The sequence below is a fragment of the [Acidovorax] ebreus TPSY genome (genome assembly GCF_000022305.1).
Lineage (GTDB): Bacteria > Pseudomonadota > Gammaproteobacteria > Burkholderiales > Burkholderiaceae_C > Diaphorobacter > Diaphorobacter nitroreducens.
Genome location: NC_011992.1, coordinates 3,398,756 through 3,417,199 on the forward strand (window position 1 = coordinate 3,398,756; position 18,444 = coordinate 3,417,199).

The 18,444-nt window shown below is 62.4% G+C and carries 15 protein-coding genes; 4 read left to right on the forward strand and 11 right to left on the reverse strand.

The genetic code is table 11. The features are described from left to right. The first annotated feature begins 4 nt into the window (after nt 1-4). From DTPSY_RS18250 to DTPSY_RS15935, 3 genes are all read left to right on the forward strand, one after another. On the forward strand, nt 5-2,638 hold the full coding sequence (locus DTPSY_RS18250; RefSeq protein ID WP_187148585.1) for a sigma factor-like helix-turn-helix DNA-binding protein: 2,634 nt from the start codon (nt 5-7) through the stop codon (nt 2,636-2,638). 150 nt (nt 2,639-2,788) lie between these two features. Beyond that, nucleotides 2,789-4,489: an AAA family ATPase gene (locus DTPSY_RS15930; RefSeq protein WP_187148586.1), complete on the forward strand. Its 1,701-nt coding sequence runs from the start codon at nt 2,789-2,791 to the stop codon at nt 4,487-4,489. Further along, on the forward strand, nt 4,486-5,748 hold the full coding sequence (locus tag DTPSY_RS15935) for a hypothetical protein (protein ID WP_148215384.1): 1,263 nt from the start codon (nt 4,486-4,488) through the stop codon (nt 5,746-5,748). The genes DTPSY_RS15930 and DTPSY_RS15935 overlap by 4 nt, the downstream gene beginning before the upstream one ends. 6 nt (nt 5,749-5,754) lie before the next feature. Here DTPSY_RS15935 and DTPSY_RS15940 read toward each other — a convergent pair whose 3' ends face one another. Further along, nucleotides 5,755-6,972 carry a DNA-methyltransferase gene (locus DTPSY_RS15940; protein ID WP_202944277.1) on the reverse strand — a complete coding sequence of 406 codons (1,218 nt, stop codon included), beginning with the start codon at nt 6,970-6,972 and terminating at the stop codon, nt 5,755-5,757. Between the two features lie 186 nt (nt 6,973-7,158). Between DTPSY_RS15940 and DTPSY_RS15945 the strand changes: the two genes are divergently transcribed. Beyond that, nucleotides 7,159-8,139, forward strand: a complete 981-nt coding sequence (locus tag DTPSY_RS15945) for an HNH endonuclease (protein ID WP_015914435.1) — start codon at nt 7,159-7,161, stop codon at nt 8,137-8,139. A gap of 61 nt (nt 8,140-8,200) precedes the next feature. Here the strand turns inward: DTPSY_RS15945 and DTPSY_RS15950 are convergent, their stop codons facing one another. The 10 genes from DTPSY_RS15950 to DTPSY_RS15995 all read right to left on the reverse strand — a co-directional run bounded on the left by DTPSY_RS15950 (nt 8,201) and on the right by DTPSY_RS15995 (nt 18,412). Further along, nucleotides 8,201-8,671 (reverse strand): lysozyme, encoded by a 471-nt coding sequence (locus tag DTPSY_RS15950; protein ID WP_015914436.1) that lies wholly within the window; start codon nt 8,669-8,671, stop codon nt 8,201-8,203. After that, nucleotides 8,668-9,144, reverse strand: a complete 477-nt coding sequence (locus DTPSY_RS15955; RefSeq protein ID WP_015914437.1) for a hypothetical protein — start codon at nt 9,142-9,144, stop codon at nt 8,668-8,670. The genes DTPSY_RS15950 and DTPSY_RS15955 overlap by 4 nt, the downstream gene beginning before the upstream one ends. Beyond that, nucleotides 9,141-9,449, reverse strand: coding sequence for a DUF6127 family protein (locus DTPSY_RS15960; RefSeq protein WP_015914438.1), 309 nt, complete (start codon nt 9,447-9,449; stop codon nt 9,141-9,143). Before DTPSY_RS15960 ends, DTPSY_RS15955 begins: the two co-directional genes overlap by 4 nt. Nucleotides 9,450-9,528: 79 nt before the next feature. After that, complete coding sequence (locus DTPSY_RS15965) at nt 9,529-9,750, reverse strand: hypothetical protein (RefSeq protein WP_015914439.1); 222 nt, start codon at nt 9,748-9,750, stop codon at nt 9,529-9,531. Continuing rightward, nucleotides 9,743-11,698, reverse strand: a complete 1,956-nt coding sequence (locus DTPSY_RS15970) for a hypothetical protein (protein WP_015914440.1) — start codon at nt 11,696-11,698, stop codon at nt 9,743-9,745. Before DTPSY_RS15970 ends, DTPSY_RS15965 begins: the two co-directional genes overlap by 8 nt. A 17-nt stretch (nt 11,699-11,715) precedes the next feature. Beyond that, the gene (locus tag DTPSY_RS15975; protein WP_015914441.1) at nt 11,716-12,111 is read right to left on the reverse strand and encodes a hypothetical protein; all 396 of its coding nucleotides are present in this window, start codon (nt 12,109-12,111) and stop codon (nt 11,716-11,718) included. Continuing rightward, the gene (locus tag DTPSY_RS17810) at nt 12,108-13,103 is read right to left on the reverse strand and encodes a hypothetical protein (protein ID WP_015914442.1); all 996 of its coding nucleotides are present in this window, start codon (nt 13,101-13,103) and stop codon (nt 12,108-12,110) included. Before DTPSY_RS17810 ends, DTPSY_RS15975 begins: the two co-directional genes overlap by 4 nt. Nucleotides 13,104-13,106: 3 nt before the next feature. After that, complete coding sequence (locus DTPSY_RS15985; protein ID WP_015914443.1) at nt 13,107-14,375, reverse strand: hypothetical protein; 1,269 nt, start codon at nt 14,373-14,375, stop codon at nt 13,107-13,109. 18 nt (nt 14,376-14,393) lie between these two features. Next, nucleotides 14,394-18,002 (reverse strand): hypothetical protein, encoded by a 3,609-nt coding sequence (locus tag DTPSY_RS15990; protein ID WP_015914444.1) that lies wholly within the window; start codon nt 18,000-18,002, stop codon nt 14,394-14,396. Then, nucleotides 18,002-18,412 carry a hypothetical protein gene (locus DTPSY_RS15995; RefSeq protein WP_015914445.1) on the reverse strand — a complete coding sequence of 137 codons (411 nt, stop codon included), beginning with the start codon at nt 18,410-18,412 and terminating at the stop codon, nt 18,002-18,004. The genes DTPSY_RS15990 and DTPSY_RS15995 overlap by 1 nt, the downstream gene beginning before the upstream one ends. Between the last annotated feature and the right edge of the window lie 32 nt (nt 18,413-18,444).

Sequence of the window (18,444 nt, forward strand, 5' to 3'; positions counted from 1 at the left end):
TTGGATGAAGCCACTGCGCGCCTTCTTGTTCTCGCAAGCCCATGGTGGCGATTGGGCATCAAACGCCTTTCGGGAGCTGGAGCCACTGATCGACGCAGCTCGGGTCGCACTGTCCGTCGAAAATGCATCTGCTGCTATCCATGTTGGATTTTGGCGGCCAGAGACCCAGAAGATTGCCGAGCTTGCGCAAGCTTGGCCAGGCACTTTGCTGTTGTCAGATGCAGCGGTCGGTTCGCTCCCTCCTCCTGTCATAGTGAGTTCGCTGCCCGTTGGGGTAGTCGATGGACTGTGTTTCCGACTAGCTCTTGCCGGATATGGCTATGAGATTGCAGATCCAAGCCACCCATCGGTAAAAGACCTGCAATCGGTTGCGGCACCGGCGTTGCGCACCCTAGGCGATTTTGAACCGCGCGGATGGGTTGAGCAATTTTTGGAAGCTCAGCCGCAATTCGAACAGACCTTGCGCAGTGCCGACATATGGGACGACGAGTCCTACATTGCCAATGAACACGTGCTGGACACATCAAACCGCCACATCATTGGCATAGCGCGGTATACATTGATCGCTGGCGAAAAACCGTCAGCATCAGGCATTCTCAATAATCTTCATGCATGCCCTCCATGGTTTTTAAACGATAAGCTTCAAAATTTGAATACGACGGTTCGGATGGCCAACGTGTTCAAAGGCCACAATCTTTCGACAGTCGCGCATATTGCCGCAAAGGGCTACAACGGACTGCTTAAGCTCCCCAATCTAGGGCAAGGTTCCGTTCATGGGCTCGGCAAATTGCTTTACGAGGCGTTGATCAACGGCGATGCCCTTAAACGCAAGACTAGCAAGCTACACGATGAAGTTGATCCTAAGGCGTTAGTCGACTATGGACCTAACAGCAAACTATCTGCGATCGACGACGACATTCAGGATGGATTGCTAAAAATTTCCCGGCACGACGCTGCTCTCAGTCTTATTGACGGCATCGTTGAAGCTGCCCAATGTCTCAATGAAAACGAGCGGGGAATTTTTGCAGCACGACTTGGCTTTCGCTGCGAGCCTCATACGCTTCAACAAATTTCCGATCAAATTGGAGTATCCCGCGAGCGAGTGAGGCAAATAGAAGTAAAGATTTTCAAGAAAATTCGGCGACACTTGTTTTGGGAATCGCTCGCAGAGCGGCTTGATGGACTTCTTGCCGAGCGCGCATCCCCTCTACTTCTTGGAGGAATTTCAGCCATCGATCCTTGGTTCAAAGGCGCCGAGGAACTTGAAAATTCATTGGCCGAAATTTTCAAGCATCTGTTTCCAGAAAGATTTTCAATCCTGAAAATCGATGATGTTTCGATCATCACGCATCTTTCCACTGAAGAATGGACCCATGCCGTCGACTCCGGAAAATCACTACTCCGTGAAATGGTCAGCGAAAAACCCACTGAGGAGTATGTTCGCCTCCAAATTGAAGCTTTGTTGAGCGACAAGGGCGCAGAATTGCGTGAAACGCTTTGGCGGCAAGTTTCTTCATTTGCATTGTGGACAAATCGCGCGGGCGACGCCAAAAGGCTATCCGGTTATGGCCGGACTGCCGAGGCGGTGGTCAGCGCCATTTTGGAAGAAGCAGGCATGCCGCTTCACTACTCTGAAATAGAACGCCGCGCATCGCGATACGAAGACCGGAAATTTGAAGCAAGGCGCTTGCATCACGCGGCGGCATCCGTTGGGATGCTCTATGCGCGAGGCACCTATGGGCTCTTCTCACATTGCCCACTGTCCAAGGACGAGATCGACCTAATCGTTTCCGAAGTGGAAGACATCGTGTCCAGTGGCGACGCCACCCGGCAATGGCACACATCTGAGCTGATGGACGAACTTCTCGACCGAGGTTTGGACTTCGACGGTAGGATTTCCAAATACATCATCAACATTGCTCTGCAAAACTCTGAATCGCTGGTTTACATGAAACGCATGGTGTGGGGCCTGAGAGGCAGCTGGTCTGGGTCGGCAGCATCGCGTTTGGATTTGCGCCAAGCAGTGATGGCTCTTTTGGAAAGCGAAGGCGCTCCGATGAGCACGAGTGAAATTCGCGAGAAGCTATTTTCCGGAAGAGGTGTGAACAGTCATTTCCAAATCCATGCTGCGGGCAATCTGATACGAATCGGCACCAGCAAATGGGGACTTGCGGACAGAGATGTCCAACTCAAAGACCCCGCTGCTTATTTTGAGATGATCGAAAAGCATCTGGAGGAAACACGAGAAGGCATACATGTGTCGGAAGTCTCCTCCGTTTTAGGCGACCTGGATGAGGACACTTCAAAGGCGTTCTTTGGATATTGCAAGGGCAAGGGCTTACGAATCGACCGCGCCCAATACCTCTACCCAGCCACCTGGCCGAGCTCTCGACGAGTTTGGCCCAATGTCGCGGTTCGCATGGCTTTGGAGAATAGCCCGGCAGAAGGCTCAACACTGGACGATATTTTCAATGCCGTTCGCCGCTTGACCAAACGAGATTTCAAGAAGTTCCAAATCAGCCAGATATTGGTGGTTATGGAAGGCGCTGTCTTCGATCCCACAACAGAAAAATGGCGAATTGACAGGAACACAGCATTGGACACCGAAACGGAAGATGAGTTGGAGCAAGGCATGTAATACCTGCTCAGGCTTGCGCTTCCTCACGCTATGCGGCTGTTGCGGGCCCACCCGCTTTCGTCTGCAGAAGCGCCCCTCCCAACTGCGCTTAAACTTTATGCAGTTACAAAGGGAAATTACGTGGCCACAGCACCAACGCAGAACAACATCTTGGGCGCCGAATCCGCAGCCAAAGCCGCAAGCTCCGGCGCCCTTCGGCCCTTAGCCTACACTCGTCGTTCCTCTGGTACGCGCGATTTGGCGCTGCCGGAGGCCACCTCTGTCGCCTCCGGCTACTGGGAGACGCCTGCCAACATCAGCAGCAAGCCGCCACGTTGGATTATCCAGATCGACGCGACAGTAACGCCCGCCACGGCAAGCCTCGCCAAGGACGCAACTGGCCATGAGATGCCCGGCGCAGGGACGCCCGGCTACATCAACAATGGACAGGGCAAGTGCGCGTTGGCAGCTTTCCGGGTCATGCCTTCGGTGAAGACTGCCAATGCAGCCTTCGTCTTCCCGCCTGAATGGGAGTGGATCATCCAATTCGCCTTCGCGCGCCCCTTGCCTCCGGGCACGTCGGGCGACGCCCTGACCGATTTCACCGCCGGGACCAGCGACATCGGCTACAAGGGCCGCGCCGACAACAAGGCGACCGTCCGAATCGCCCGGATGTGCCTGATTAAGACCATGGCGGCCCGCGACCCGCTGACCTTGCCGTCCGGCGCGCAATTGACTTACGACGAAGCTACCGAAGCCATACGGGCATGGCTCGATACGGGACCAGCCGACGTCGAAGTCTACGACCCCAACCTGCCTGCGGACCTTGCCCGGATGGAAGTCGACCTTGCTGCGACCTTTGCGGCGGGCGTTCCGGCAGTTGCTGCCCCTGTCACGCTGGCCCCGTCTCCTGAGTTGATCGGCATCCCCGACAACGTCTACAAGCTCATCAACGCTGCCTTGGGCACGGGAAAGCGGCACTTCGTCTTCCATGGCCCACCCGGCACCGGCAAGACCACGCTGGCCGAATATGTCGCCGAGCAGATCGCAGGCGACGACCTCTCCGATGGTGAAGCGCCCTACACGCTGCTGACCGGCTCAGCATCGTGGAATTCGCAAGATCTGGTGGGTGGCTACCAGCCGCTGGGACCGGGTCGAATGGGATTCATTCCCGGCGCGATGCTGCGGGACTTCCACAAGCCCATAATCATCGACGAGTTGAACCGCTGCCCCATCGACAAGGTGATCGGCCCGCTATTTTCAGTGCTGTCGGGCCAGTCGACCTCGTTGCCCTATCGGGTTCAAGTTGAAAACCCGGCGAGCCCGTGCTACCGCATCCTTCCGAAGCCTAACCCGGCGAAGGCGGACCACGAATTCGCGCCCGGTTCCAACTGGGCCATGCTTTGCACGCTCAATCAGGTTGACAAGACGCAGCTCGAACAGATCAGCTTCGCGCTGTCACGGCGCTTCACATGGATTCGCATCGGCATCCCGGAAGACCCCCGCGCTTTCGTGCGCGAGATGCTTGCCAAGCTTGGGCTGCTTCGCGGGGCCAACGATGCAGCATTGCCAAACCCGATCGCAGACATGTGGACCATCGTCAATCGCCACCGTGAACTTGGGGGCGCGCCTGTGATCGACTTTCTGCGGCTCGCCTCCGGCATCGACGACACGATCGACTTCTTGGCTGCGCCGAATGCTGCAGATCAAGACACCTTCATACTTGTCATGGCATCGACCTTCCTGCCCTTGCTTGACGGCATCAGCCGGGCCGAAGCGATGGAGTGCTCCGCGGCTATCTCCCAAGCATGGGGGCTGCCGCACGTCTTGGCCGCCGATGTGGACCGTCGATTCATGGACCTCGCGCCTTGACGATTCCAACGCCCGATTCGCTCTCCGATTACTGCCTGTCGGCTTTACTGCGTTGCCACCGCGCGCAGCATGGCGATGGCTGGCAGTCGCAAACGCCTCGGGCCATGATCGAGGATCGTGAAGAGCTTCTGCTTCGTTGGGCCTTGTCGGACAACTTGCGCCGAATCGCAAAGCACGTCGCCGCCCGTCCCCGCGACATTCGCTCGGCAATCGCATTCGAAACGCAGACCTACTCGGGGCACATCCCCGGATCGGTCGACGCCAGAGCAACCCTGTTCGAACAGGAACTGACCGGCGACACCACGCTGTTTGTCGTGTCGGAGCCTTCGGTGTCGCCTCTTACCCGGCGCAACCATGTCTTGGCTTGGGTGCTCCGCGAAGCCGAGTCCCTGATCCTTTCGGCTATGCGCAGGCACAAGCTCGGGCCTGAGCAGGAATGGATACACAACCGCGCGGCCCTGATTGAGCAAGCCACCCGTTCCAAGCTGCTTCGCGAAGTCATGCTCTCACCTGCGGGGCGGCGCAGGCCAGGCGGCGCCGAGATTCGCGATGCGCGCAAGAGCCTTTCTCCACTGTACCGGTTGGCGGCCGATGCCATGCTCGCATTCGAAGGCATCGAGCGATTTGAGCCCGAAGCGATCAAAGCCCTGCTGTCGAGCACGTTGGTGGCCCAGCTTGACGACTGGCAAAAGCTCGAACTCTCCGCTGGACTTGCCATGGCCGAAGCGCTGGCAGACACCAGCGGATCGCCCATGCGATGGAAAGGCTCCATTGCGGGCGGGTCGGAAATCGCATCCGTGGGGCGCTACCGCATCCACTGGCAAAAAGCCCTGCCCAAACGGGCCGACGCGCAACTCGACTCGTCGGAAATCATGGTTCGCAAAGCCACCGAGGCTCTGGATGCAAGGCTTGGTTTGGGGCGAACCGACATCACAGTGGTCGACCAGCCGACCGGTATTACGATTTCGCACTTGGAATGCAAGTGGTTTGGCTCGCCCAATTCCGCCAATTCTGCGATCGTGGACGCGATCGAACAACTTGTCCGCTATTGCCGGGATTCGCGGCCCGCGAATGTAGCCACTGCCGAGTCGCTCTTGGTTGACTGTGCCGCAGTGATCTCGGATCTTTCTGGCTTTGCCGAAAGCCTCGATGGCGCCAAGCCCGTCGGTCTCACCGACTTCGCAGGCCTTGCCAATGGAAGCCTCGCTCCGTTGGCCCAACGCCTTCACGCCAAGGCGACGTTGGCCTTAGCTGACTGATCGCAATTACCGCGTTGCCCCGCCGTTGGCCATCAATGGCACAGCGGCTTCGTCCACGGGCTGAGAGCATGGCGTGTTGATCGAATAGAGGGCCGGACGCCCGCGACCAATCGCGGCCACGTCGCCTTGAAAGCGACCGATGCCACCTCGGATGTATTCGCTCGACAGTTCGATGCAGGCCCACTTGCGGCCCAACGCCTCCGCGACCATGCCGGTCACGCAAGAGCCCCCGAACGGATCGACGACCAAATCGCCCGGATCGGTCAGGAAGCGGATGAAGTATTCCGGCAGCAAGGCAGGGAAACGGGCTGGATGGATGTCGATGCCGTTGGCCCGGCAATACTCCTGATAGACCCCATTGCTCTCCGTGTTGGCGATGGCCAGCAAGTTCGGCGGCACCGATCCGCCGTTGTCTTTGGAGAACTTGTCGGAGATGTCGTGTCCGGACGGGCGCAGCTTGGCGGTGTAGCCGTTTTTGAGCAGGCCCTTCATCGAATCGGAATAGGGGGCGAGCACCCGCTTGTTGCTCGCCTTGGGGAATGGCGTCTTTGACAGCCACCACACGCAATTGATCGCGTCCTTGACCCTGACGCGGCGCACGTTGACCCATTCGGCAGGCGACGGCAACTTGGCAGGGTTCCACCAGTAGTGCTCTTGGGCCAAGTGGAAGCCGTATTCCTCGCAGAGCATCACCAGGAGCTTGAAGTGGTAGAGCGACCGAGTGGGCGAGCCTGACTTCCACGCGCCGCCTATGTCGATGACAAGGCTGCCGTCGTCTTTGAGGACGCGATGGAAGCCCTCGGCGAAAGGCCGGAACCATTCGCAGTACTCGGCGGCGTCCTCGTTGCCGTAGGACTTCTTACGGACCAGCCCGAAAGGCGGCGAGGTCATGATCAGGTTCACAGAGCCCGGCTTGACCTTGTGGTGCAGGTATTCGAGCGAATCGCCTTGGTAAATCTTGCCAAGGTCGGTTTTGTGGACCTCGATCAGGGGGCCGTAGGTCTTACCGTTGAGCTTTGCGACACGCTTCTTCTCTGGGGCGACAGCGACCTTGTGGAGGTGTCGGATATAGTCGCTGAGCGACTTGAAGCCAAGAGCTTGCGAGGTGAACTCCATCTCCTCGCGTTCGTTGGCGGTCAGCCTCAGGCTGGCGATGTTTTCACGGGGCTCTGCAACGTGCGGGCGGACCATTGATGCCTCTTCTTTCTGGTTTTTCGCATTCATTTAACTAGCAGGCAAGTGTAATACGAAAACCACCCTTCCGAGGCCTCCTCTCCAATGGGCGTGCCATCTTCGCCACTGCCCGTCGTCTGCGCGACGCCAAGCCAATGCCGGGTGTGCGAAGCCGGGACGGCGGCAAGGCAAGAGTCGCGCTTACCATCTTTTCCAAGACCTTGAAAAGGAAAAGAAATGGCTCAACTGACCAAGCCCGAACTGCTTGACAGAGTGCTCCAAGGCCTGCGAGACGGCGGCTGGATGCCACTGGTGATTGAAGGAAAACACCCGTTCCTGGTTAGGGCGGCCAACCCTGAGCGCGCCTCGTTCGACCTGCGGGTCTACATCTGGAACTGCACCCACGGCGGAGGAAACCGGGCACCCGACGAGTTCCGCATCCAAGTCACAAGCGCGATTCCGCACATCCATCCAAAGGAAGCAACGGTGCTGCTGGGCTGGCACGACGACACCCAGGTCTTCGCGGCATGGGACATCGCGGCCCACGACGGGCAGGCATCATCATCGCCCTCGGCTCAGATCAAAGAGGGAACGCTCCAAGACGCCCACAGCAAGGCATTCGCCACGCAGGTCAAGGACAACGAAATCGTCGCTGCCTTCCGGCCTATTTTTCTTGCTGATTACGCCCTTTCAAGCGCAAGCCTGCACAAGACCGGCACATCCCACCGCGACATCGCTCTACTTAACAAGCTTGACACCCTGACCGACGAAGAGATCGACGAGGTGGCCAACTCGAACCGCCGCACAGTTATCAGAAGCATTGCAACAAAATACAGAGCCGCAAACTTTCGCGATAAGGTGCTTGGTGCCTATGGTCACAAGTGTGCGTTTTGCCAAGTGCAGCTAGCCCTCATCGACGCTGCTCACATAATTCCCGTTTCAGCACCTGACAGCACAGATGAAATTGTCAACGGCATTGCACTCTGCAAGCTTCATCACTATGCCTACGACAGTAATCTAGTTTCGTTCAACGAGGCTTATCGAATTGAGGTCAGCGAGTCCCGATGCAACGAGCTTGCAGCCGCGAAACAGAATGGAGGCATTGCAAAATTTCGGAACGCCCTCACACCAATGCTCCAACTTCCGGCCAAACAAGCTCTGCGCCCGAGGGCTGCCTATATCAGAGCATCACGACGAATTCGCGGATGGCGGGCATGAATACGGGCTTTCTTGCCTGCCCTTTTGGAGGCTAAAAGCGGCCACCGACTTTGGATGAAGATCACTTTAAGCTGGGTAGAGTCAGCAAGACACACTCAGCCTCTCTGCGTAAGACCAGTCCTGGCAGCACGCGCCCACCCCCATAGGCCCAGCGACGCAGCTCTATGGCCGCACCAGCCCAATCCCGCTGATTGACCCGCCGCCGCAGCGTCGACGTCTGCAGACGCCCCGCCCCAAGGTTGAACGTGAAGTCCACGAGGGCCGCAACCCGCGCCTCGGGCTCCGTGGCCAGCACCGGGCAGTAGCGCAGCGCAGCATTGAACGCGGTCATCAGGTCACGCGCCAGATAGACCTCGGCTTCGGTTTCGTTGATCGGCGGGTGCTTCGGGTCACACAGATGACCGTAGCCGATCGTCCAGTAACCCGCTGGGCAGATGTACGGGTGTGCGCGTCCAGGATCGGCCTTTGGCACGCGATGGAAGCCCTCGAAGCGCTTGGCCAACTCGATGGCCGTTTTCGGCACCTCGGTCACGACCGCACCCGGTCGAACACGCGCCCGAGGAACCAGAAGTTCAGCACTCCGGCCCACAGCGCCTGATCGGCTTCCGTCCAGGCGTGCAAGATCGCCGTGCCCCAGCCAGCGCCAGCGGTGACGGCAGCCGCAAATGCCGCCGTCTTAGCAGCGCAGTACAGCGCCATGAACCAGTAGGTGATCACCGGGCGCACGCTGATCGACAACGCGTCGGCCCAGCGCACGCCGGTCTTCTCCCCTTGGGTGCGGATGGCCTCACGTAGCGCATCGACTGCACCGACGTTCCAGGCTGCCTCGGCACTCGCACCGATTTCGGCCATCCGCTGCGCGCCGCGCAACTTCTCGAACTCCAGCGCCTTATCCTGCATCGCCAACTCGTGGCCACGCTCGCCCTTGCGGTCGAGCCACTTGAGTATTTCCGGCGCGAGACGAAATGCCCCGCCGAGGAGGCCGCCAAGAAGTGTTTCGATCATTGGCCACCTCCCATCAGCTTGAGCTTGATGGCAGCACCGACCAGCAGCGCGGCCAGGATGCCGGTGGTGATGACCTTCACGGCGGTCTGCCACGCAGTACGGCGGGCATCGCGCCACGCTTCCAGCAAGTCGCGCAGCTCGCGGATGTCCTTCGCGGCACTGCCGTTCTCCAGCCCGAGATGGGCGAGGCAACGCTCGGCTCCGCGTTCGGCGGCACGGTCGAGCAGATCGTCGAAGTCCTCCTTGCGCAGAAGCAGCATGTTCTCCACGAGGGCGGCGGGCGCTTGTTGTTCGGGTTCAGTCATTGCAGGTCTCCAGAAATGCAGAACCCGCCCGATGCATGTGGCACCAAGGCGGGTTCAGGGTTGATCGGAAAGTTGGGCTTCAGATTTCGATGATCTCCAGCGTCAGGCTGGGTGCGACGCCTTCGATGACGTCGTCGCGCACGAACACCTTCTGGCCGATGGCGGCGCTGCCGCGTGCGCGGATCAGGCCACCACCGGGCAAGGCGACGGCCACGCTGCCTGCGCCGATGCCCACCACCGTGCCCGCCTGCAACGGCGGGTCGGGGATGAGCTGGCGGAACTGTTCGTAGAGGTTATGCATGGCTCTGCACTCCCAGCGTCTGCCAGACCTCGGGCATCCCGGCCTCGATCTGCGTCGAGCGCACGAGGCCAAGCCGGGTCACGCTGCCGTCCTGGTACTCGACGAAGGCCCCCGGCTCGATGATTCCCGTCTCGGCCAGCACCGGCAGGCGCAGGCTCACCTCGATCTGCTGCCCGGTGTCGGCCAGCACGGTGATGCCACGCTGGCGCGCCGCAGCGGCCTCGGTGATGAGTGCATCGACCACCATTGGAGCCAGCACATCGCCCGCCGTGCCTGCGCGCGTGACCTGACCGAGCACACCGACGTCCTGGCCCGACACGAACACGCGGTTGTAGCCGGGCTTCTCCACCCAGCGCAGCGACTCGCGGGCCACGGCATCGACGGGCAGCACGAAGTCAGGCGTGACGGCGGCCCAGTCCCACGGCGCGGCCGGATAGCGATGGCGCACACGGATGCTCTGGTCGGACGGATGCGGGATTAGGTAGCCCCCGGCGGCGCTGGCAATGGCAGCCAAGGCTTCCATCCACGTGCCCTGCTGGGTGAACACCCCGGCCGGGATGTTCCAGTCCGTCAGGCCCCAATCGATGTTCCAACCCAGCGGGATGCCGTTGAGCGTCAGCACGTCATCCATCAGCTGCCGCGCCGTGCGCGCCTGCGGCTGCTGGAAGTTCGTCACCGGCGCGTAGGGGGCGGCCAGCACGGCGTTGCGCCCACGGCCCGAGATGCGGATGCTGGCGTCGCCAAACACCCGCTCGCGGCTGATGCTTTCGGCCAGCACCCGGAAGCCTGTACCGTTGACGCTGGCCACCAGTTCGACCGGGCTGCCGTTGCTGCCGGGCGCGACCAGACTTTCTGCGGCGGCGGGGAGCAGTGCCTCGAAGCCCCACGTCCAGGACGCGGCATCGAGCGACAGCGCAAGATTGAACACCGGCACGGGCAAGCCATCGGGCAGCCGGTGCAGGGTCACGTTGTTGATCACGAAGTAGACCCTCCGAACGGGAACGACCACCGGCTCGCCATCGGGCGGCTCGATGTGGTTTTCGCAGAAGAACAGCAGATGGGCACTGGCGGGAGCCAACGCAGCGAACAGCAGGTGGCCGCTCGGCGTGTAGCAACGCGGCGGTTCGAGCGGCTCGGGGATCACCCACACGCTGATGCCGGGCGGTGGCCGCATCGCTTCCTGGTACCGCCCGCGCCAGCCGACCGGTCGGTGGCTTGCGCTCTGGAAGTCCGAACCCTGGCGCTGCCTCAGCGGTCGGGCGTTCTGCCAGAGGGCGAGCCGACCGGCGCGGCAGCTAGCGGAGCCGTCCTGATGCGCGAAGCGCGTGGCGTCGCGCAAACGCGTGGCGTTCTGGAACACGCCGGTCCGAAGCTGCGCGATAGGCGTCGCGTTCTCGTGGCTGAACCCGGTTGCGCCGTGCAAGCGCGTCGCCTGCTGCTGACCAGTGCGCCGCAGCAGCGGCGCTGCCACCAAGACCGGCGGCAGGCGGTGCGCGATGCCGTGGATCGCCACAGCCCCACGGTGCCACGCAGCGCCCCAGCCTGCGGGTGTGGCCGTCGCATCCTGCTGGCACTGCGCTGCGCCGTCCTCGCGCTGCACGGCCTGCTGCCACTCGTGCGCAGTTTGACCCAACGTCGGGCGCTGCGTGCGCGATGCGTAGCGCACCTCGCCAGTGAGCACAACCCCGGGCAGGCTGGCCACGCCGACGTTGAGCGGCACGCTCGGGCGCAGGATGAGCGTGCTGACCGTCAGGCCCGGCAGCTCGGCCAGCACCTCCAGCCGCGCGGGCGGAATGAAGGCGACGCTGACGACCGGCAGCGGCAGCGTGGCCTGTACCACCACGTCGTTGCGCGGCGGCACGTAGTCCGCGCCGAAGATCAGATCGGCGGCGGTGGCGGCGGGTCGGTCGTACAGCAGGTCGACGTTTTGCCCAGAGTTCACAGGCATCGTTCACCCCCGATCCTTCAGCCCAAGATGGCCGACACCATCCGGGCGTCGCCGCCCAGATAGAGTTGGGTAGCGGCGAGCTTCACATCGCCTGCGCCCTCGGTGCCGCTGCAATCCAGATCGAGCGCCGTCACCTCACTTCCGTTGACCAGCCGCGCCCACGTGGCAATGCCGGTGACGGCGATGAGGCCGTCCTCCTGCTGGGTGAGCGTCAGCAACCCGCCTGCAATCGTTCCTGCGGGCTTGGTGAGCGCGATCTCCACCAGCATCGCGCTGGTGGGAGTCGCCGCCGGGTTGGGTGGGCGCGTGCCGCCGTAGATGCGCAGCCGCGCGGGGTTGGTTCCCGCATCGAGGAAGGACAGCGTGCCCGCCAGCCGTGCCTCGTTGTGTTCCTGCGTGATGGCGACGGTCATGGCATCGGCTCCGGCCTGAGGTTGTCCGCGATCACTGCGCGGTACATCTGTCGATAGTCCGTGCTGATCACCGTGTAGCGTTGTTGAGGGTCGATGCGCTCGAATCGATAGGTGCCGTCAGCCTGAGACCACGTGCTCGCCACCAGGGTGTGGGTGTTTTCGCTGTAGAGCAGCACCTCACGCACCAATGGCTGGTCGGGCTGGCCCTTCTCCTTAACGGTGCCGGTGATCTGACCGTTGCCGCCGAAATGGATGTTGCGGCGGTGGCTGGCCACGCCTCGGTACTGGCGCGGGTGGCTGCCCTGCTGGTTCCATTGCGCGGAGTTCGGGCTGTGCAAGCGGCTCAAGGCGACGGCGTGAACGCCGACCGGCGGCCCGGCGAGCGCGGCTCGGCAGGCGGCTTCCAGCGCGCGCAAGTCGGCGAGACTGGCGACACCCGACCACAGCCCGGCCGCGAAGAAGCGCTCGCTGCCGCCGATGTTGTATTCGTTGCCATCAGCGTAGTAGCCGATGCCGCCCACGCTGTCAGCGACCCACGAGCGCGCGAACGCCGCGCCCGCCCAGTCGTTGTTGATGTAGACGCGAACACTGGCCGGGCTGACCACCAGCGCCATGAATTTCGGCGTGCCCCACGCAGGCCCGCTGCCCACCTGACCGCCACTGCCATTGGCGTACTGGTAGATCGCGCCGTTGGATTCCTGATCCAGAAAGTAGCTGTTGCTGTCGCCAAGGGTCTTGTAGAACACCAGCCCCCGGCTGACGTGCATCACGAAGCCCGCCAGCACGAAGTCGCCGGACAAGGACATAGGCGACGCCAGCGGCCAGGGCTTGTCCTGGCCGTACAGACCGTACAGCGGAAATGGCGTGGCCACGCCGCCCTGCACAGTGATGGCATTGCTGCTGACCTGATCCTGCAGTTGCCCGCCCGAGAAGTGCAGTGCGTCCCACGCCGCGACTGGCGTCAAGGACGCCACGCTGTCCCACCAGATCACGGCTTACCTCCACGGCCCGGTGATGTCGAAGGCGATCTGCGCGCCCTCGGTTTCCGAACTGTACTGCGTCCTGACCAAAAGAAACTTCCTGCCCGTCTGCCCGACGACGTTGTCGACGATGGTTAGATCGCTATACGGGCGATCCTGCGGCATCCACAGCATCCCCGGCATCAGGCCGCGCATATGACCGTCCTCCTGCCGCACATAGGTGGGCAGCAGCCACAGGCTGTAGTCAGGCCCATTGGGAAACGGCATTGGCCCGCGCCCGCAGATCTGCTGGCCGTTATTGGTATTGAGAGACGTCACACCCCAACGTACCGGATTGCCCAATTGGGTGTGATTGCGCAGCAGCACCTTGCCTGTGAAGTCCAATGATGAGGACAGCCCATAGCCGTTGTATTGGCCGGGGTAACTGATGTAATGGTTGTTGTTGCTCCAATACAAATCGTCGGCACACAAGACGGTGGCGTAGTTGTCGCCCGGCTTGAAGCTCGTGATGTCACCAAAGCAATAACTATTGCGCCCGTACCAACCGTAACCAGCAGCGTTGGTGACGAACAGGAAAAACAACCGGTCGTCTCCCACCAACACCCAGTTGCGACTGCCGCCGCTGCCGTCGCCATAGATTTCATAGCCAGTCTGGCGGGCGTGGTACCACTTGTACCAACCCCACTGGTTAGCCTGCACCTGCGTCCAGTTCTGCGTCGGGTTGTTCGGATCGAACGGAGCCTGCGCACCGACGATGGTGTCGATGTCCGTGAGGTCTTCGACGATGCCGACGTTGGCCCATTTCGCCCACGTCGTCGTGTAGCCGGGCGTCTTGATGCTGTCGTCGATCAGCAGCAGGTTCTGCGGCGACTGCGGGTTCTTGCTGCGGTAGGCGGCCTTGCTCGTTCCCGCGAACGCCTTCTCCCAACCCAGCGGCGCGACTTTGGCAGAGATGCTGGTGGCGCTGGTCGCGGGCGACACGGGTGTGCCGGTCACCGCAAATGTGAAGCTGGTCGCGGTGGCGGCGATCACCCTCACCTCGCCGTTGTACTCGGGCTGGTCGGCTCCGGCGATCTCGACCACCTGCTCGGGCCGGTACGCGTGGCCTGCGCTGATGGTGGCCGTGGCCACGCCATCGACACAGGTCAGCGTGTCGATGGCCTTCAAGGCGAAACCGTTGACGAGACAGGCGTCGAGCATCGTCACCAGATCGCCCCAGTTGTTGCTGATCTGCGGCGCGCCGGTCATGCCGCTGTTCAAGTATTTGACGGTGAGGTCAGCCATTGCATTGATTCCTTATGGTCAAGGGGTGTCGACGTCACCGCGAATCAGCAACGTGAAGTGGTCGTCGGGCACGGACTCCGGCCCCTGCTGGACGGTGCGCACCACCCACACCGGGAACTGGCTGCCGATGGTGTTGAAGCGCAGCACGTTGCCGGTGGCCCAGCCGTTGCCCCAGCCGAGCGCAGGCAGGCGGAAGTACGGCACTCCGGTCGCCGGGTTGTTGGGGGCGCAGTCGGCGCTGGTGTTGCCGGTGGCGATCACGCCGACGTTCTCGCCAATGACCTCGAACGAGGTGCTGTTGGTCATGCGCACCACCCAGCGCTCGGTCAGCGCCCCGCGATTGGTGACCGTTATCGGGTACTGGGTGTGGTTGAAGGTCGCGGTGGCAGCGCTGCCGATCAGTTCATCCGACCAGCTGCCGTTCCAGGTGCTCTGGTCGAACACGAGGTTCACGCGGGCGAACAGGTCACCGGCAACCAGCGCACTGGAGACAAAACTGCCAGAGGCCGGATCGCCGGGACTGGCCAGCGGATAGGCGTGCGTCAGCGGGCGGGTGAAGCTGATCTCGCCGTTGATCTGCACGTCGCGCACCACGGCCATGTCCTCGATGCGGTGCTCGATGGTCACTGGCTGGCTGTAGCCAGTCACGTCGGTAAACGTGACGGTGCCTGCTTCCAGATCGGTAACGTAGCCTGTGCGGATCACCACGCCGTTGTGGCCGACCACACGCACGCGCGACAGACGCACCCGCGCGCAATCGATGGTCTGGCCGTTGCTGACCGAGGCGGTGATGCGACCGGTGTGGCCGACGACGGCGAAGCCTCCTGGACGGAAGATCGGCACACGCCCGTCGCTGGGCAGGCGGACCGGGTCGATGCCCAGCAACGCAGCATCCAGGGGCAGATAGCTGTAGGCCACGGCGCTGTAGCGCAGGCTGGAGGCCGCCACCGGCTCTGGCCGGAAGATCTTGCCGTCTGGCCGCACGTTCTCGGCGTCGAACCACGGCTCGCTCTCGTTGCCCGCCGCCGTGACCACGGTGCCAAACCGCACTCGCACAAGGCCAGTGTCGTAATCGACGCTGCCCATGACGCCAGACGCGGTGATCGTGCCGTCGATGTCTGCCGTCACGGTCTGGGTTCCACCCACCGCGCGGGCGAACTGAATAGAGAGCGATCCTGGGCGCAGTGGCGCAGCACCGGTGCGGAACACGTACTCGCTGGAGATGTTCTCGCCCACAGTGGTCACGCAACTGGCGCGCGTGATGCTGTTGGCCGCGCCCGCCGACCAGGAGGTGAGCGTCACCGCGCCCGAGAGGTAGTTGATGCTGCCGCGCGTGACCCAGCCGCTGGGCGTGAATTCGCGCAGCGTGCCTTGACCGTTGTCACCCCAGGGCTGGTTGCCCGCGATGGCCAACAACACCGTGCCCGTCACCACCTGTGCGTTGACGCCGGGCACCAGCCGAAACGATGGGCTGAACGCGAACGTCTCGCTGTGGTTGCTGGTCGAGCCTGCGCTGTTGTAGCGCAGCAAGACGCGGCCGGACTCGTCGTTCGGGTAGAGCGACGGCGCATCCACGTAGCTGATGCCGCCGTAGTTGAGGCGGAACATCTGGCCCACGCCCGAGGCCCAGCCAAGGCGCTGCGCCCCGTAGACAGGACTTGGAATCTTGACAGTGACGTCGGGCTGGAACTGCACCGCCCCGGTGGCGTAGTTGACGCTACCGATGACTTGGCCTGCGCGCAGCACATTGCCCGCACCATCGTCGCGGGCGTATTGCGTGGGATCGACCCCGTTCCACAGGCCTAGCCCCATCGCCTGAATCTGCTGCAGCGTGTAGACCCCGAGCACGGCGGTGTCCGTCAGGGTGTTCCACTCGATCTCCAATGAACCCGGCTCGATGGAGCCCAGGGTTGCAGTCACCGGCACCTTGCCCTGGCCATCGCGCGAGGGGTGCGCGAAGCTGTCTTCCTGCTTGGGGCCCGCAACGTAGTCCACGGTCAGCAGTGCGCCGACTGGCGGCAGGACGTTCGGCGCGAAGCTCAAGAGATTCTGCGCGACGTTCAGACTACCGGTGGCAGCACCACTGAGCTCGCCAGACGTGGTGGCGGACGCCGTGCGCGTGCCCGTGCCGCTCTCGTGTGGCCAGGTGATGGTGAGCGTGCCCGGCTGAACGCTTTTGCCTTCGGGTGGGGCAAGCTGCAGGGCCTGCGACGCCTTCAGGGCGGCGGTCGGCTGCTGCGTTTCCTGCGTCGGCACATTCCACGTCAGGATCAGGGACGAGCCCACGTCGGGCAGCGCGCCCAGCGTCACCACGAAGGCCCCGGTGTTCTTGTTGAAGGTACCCGCGCCGTAGCTGGCATCCAGCCCTTTGAGGGAGCCATTGCCGCCATCCGAAAGCACGTACCAGCGGCCCTGCGCCATGTAGCTGATGGAGAGCGTGCCGGGCTGCGGAACCGGGTTCACGGTGCCGACGTAGGACTGGCTGCGCGACTCCGGCGTGACCGCGATCTCCGAGCTTTGCGGCGCGCGCTGCAAAGACGCCGCGGGCGTGTAGGTGATGGACTTGCTGTTGGACATCGAGCCGGAGTTCAAGCTCAGGATGCCGTTGGCGTAGTCGATGGTGCCCAGCGTCCCGCTGGCGGTCTTGAGCAGGCCCGCGTCGTCGAAGATCGTGACGCCGTCGGTGACGATGGACAGCGATCCGGGCAGGCAGCCGCCCGGCAGATTGAACTTGAGGGTGGTGTTCCAGGCGTGGCTGGCCGTGTAGCTCACGGGTGCCGCGCCCGGCACCGGCAAGCCCGCTGCGGCATACGGCGGCACGAACGAGATCGGCGTCTCGGTCTGGGCGCTGGGCACGAGCTGCGTGTAGATGGACGCGCCCTTGATGGTGAAGTCGCCCACATTGGCAGCCTGCGTCAGCGGCACGATGCCGACGTAGGTGCCCGCGTCGGCCACCACCGTGTCGCGCGTTTTAGTGCTGTTGGTTGCCCGCGTGAAGGTTCTACTGGCGGGCGAGCCCGTGAAATCAAAGCGCAGCGCGTCGCTGATGGCGACGGTGACGACCGCCGCCTTGTAGTCCTGGTCGGTGTTGTAAGTGAAGCTGCGCTCGACCACCGAGACGGCGGTGGCGCGGATGTACTGCTCCTTCTGTGTCGGCGGGCCTTCGTTCTCGATCAGGACGAGGGTCTGGCCGACGTTGGGCACGGCGTCGCTCAGGCGCTGGAAGAGCTGGATCACCCGCTGCCCCGCGATGTGGTTCTCGAACAGGTAGCCCGCCCACTCCGGCCCTTTGTTGAGGTAGGCCTCCATGCGGGTCTGGGCCTGCTCACGGGTGTCGAAGGTCTTCCGGGTGGAAAACAGCGTGACGCTAACGCGCTCGTCCTGCGGCGGCTCGGCCACGATGACGTTGGCCCCGAAGTAGGTGTCGGTGTCATCCGTGCCCACTTGCACGAAGCTCTTGCGCAAGTTGACACGGCCTCCGGCGCGATCCAGCTCGGAGATGTCGGGGAAGATGGCGTTCGAGACGCCATCGGCAATCACGAGGCCCGTGGGCGCACCGCCGCCTTCAGGCACATCCGCCATTACGGCGGACTTGAGCAACTTCACGTCGCCAGATTGAATCGGCATCAGGCAATCTCCAGAAATCGAAGGGTCAGGCGGTAGAAGTCGGAGCCGGATCGCGCCGGGATGCCCAGCACGGGTTCGGCCTCGATGGCGACCTCCTGGTGGCGGAAAGCGACCGTGAAGACCCGGCCATCGGCGAAAGTAAGTTCGAAGCGGCCTGTGCTGCCGCCCACCGGAATCGCCGCCCACCCGCGCAACTGCTCCACGGCAGCACGCGTCACCCAAGCCATATCGGGTGCGCCCACCAGGGTGATCGGCCGACCTGCCTGCCGAGTGGCCGACTGGATCAGCAAGGCCCCGGTAATCAGGTAGGACGCATTGGCGACCGCAGGCGACCACGCGTGTTCGTCGCTCCACAGCAAGTCGTCGGGCAATGGCAGAGCCACCCCGGTATCGAGGTTCTTCAGTTGCATCGGGAAACCCTCAGGCAGAGAAACAGGAGCGC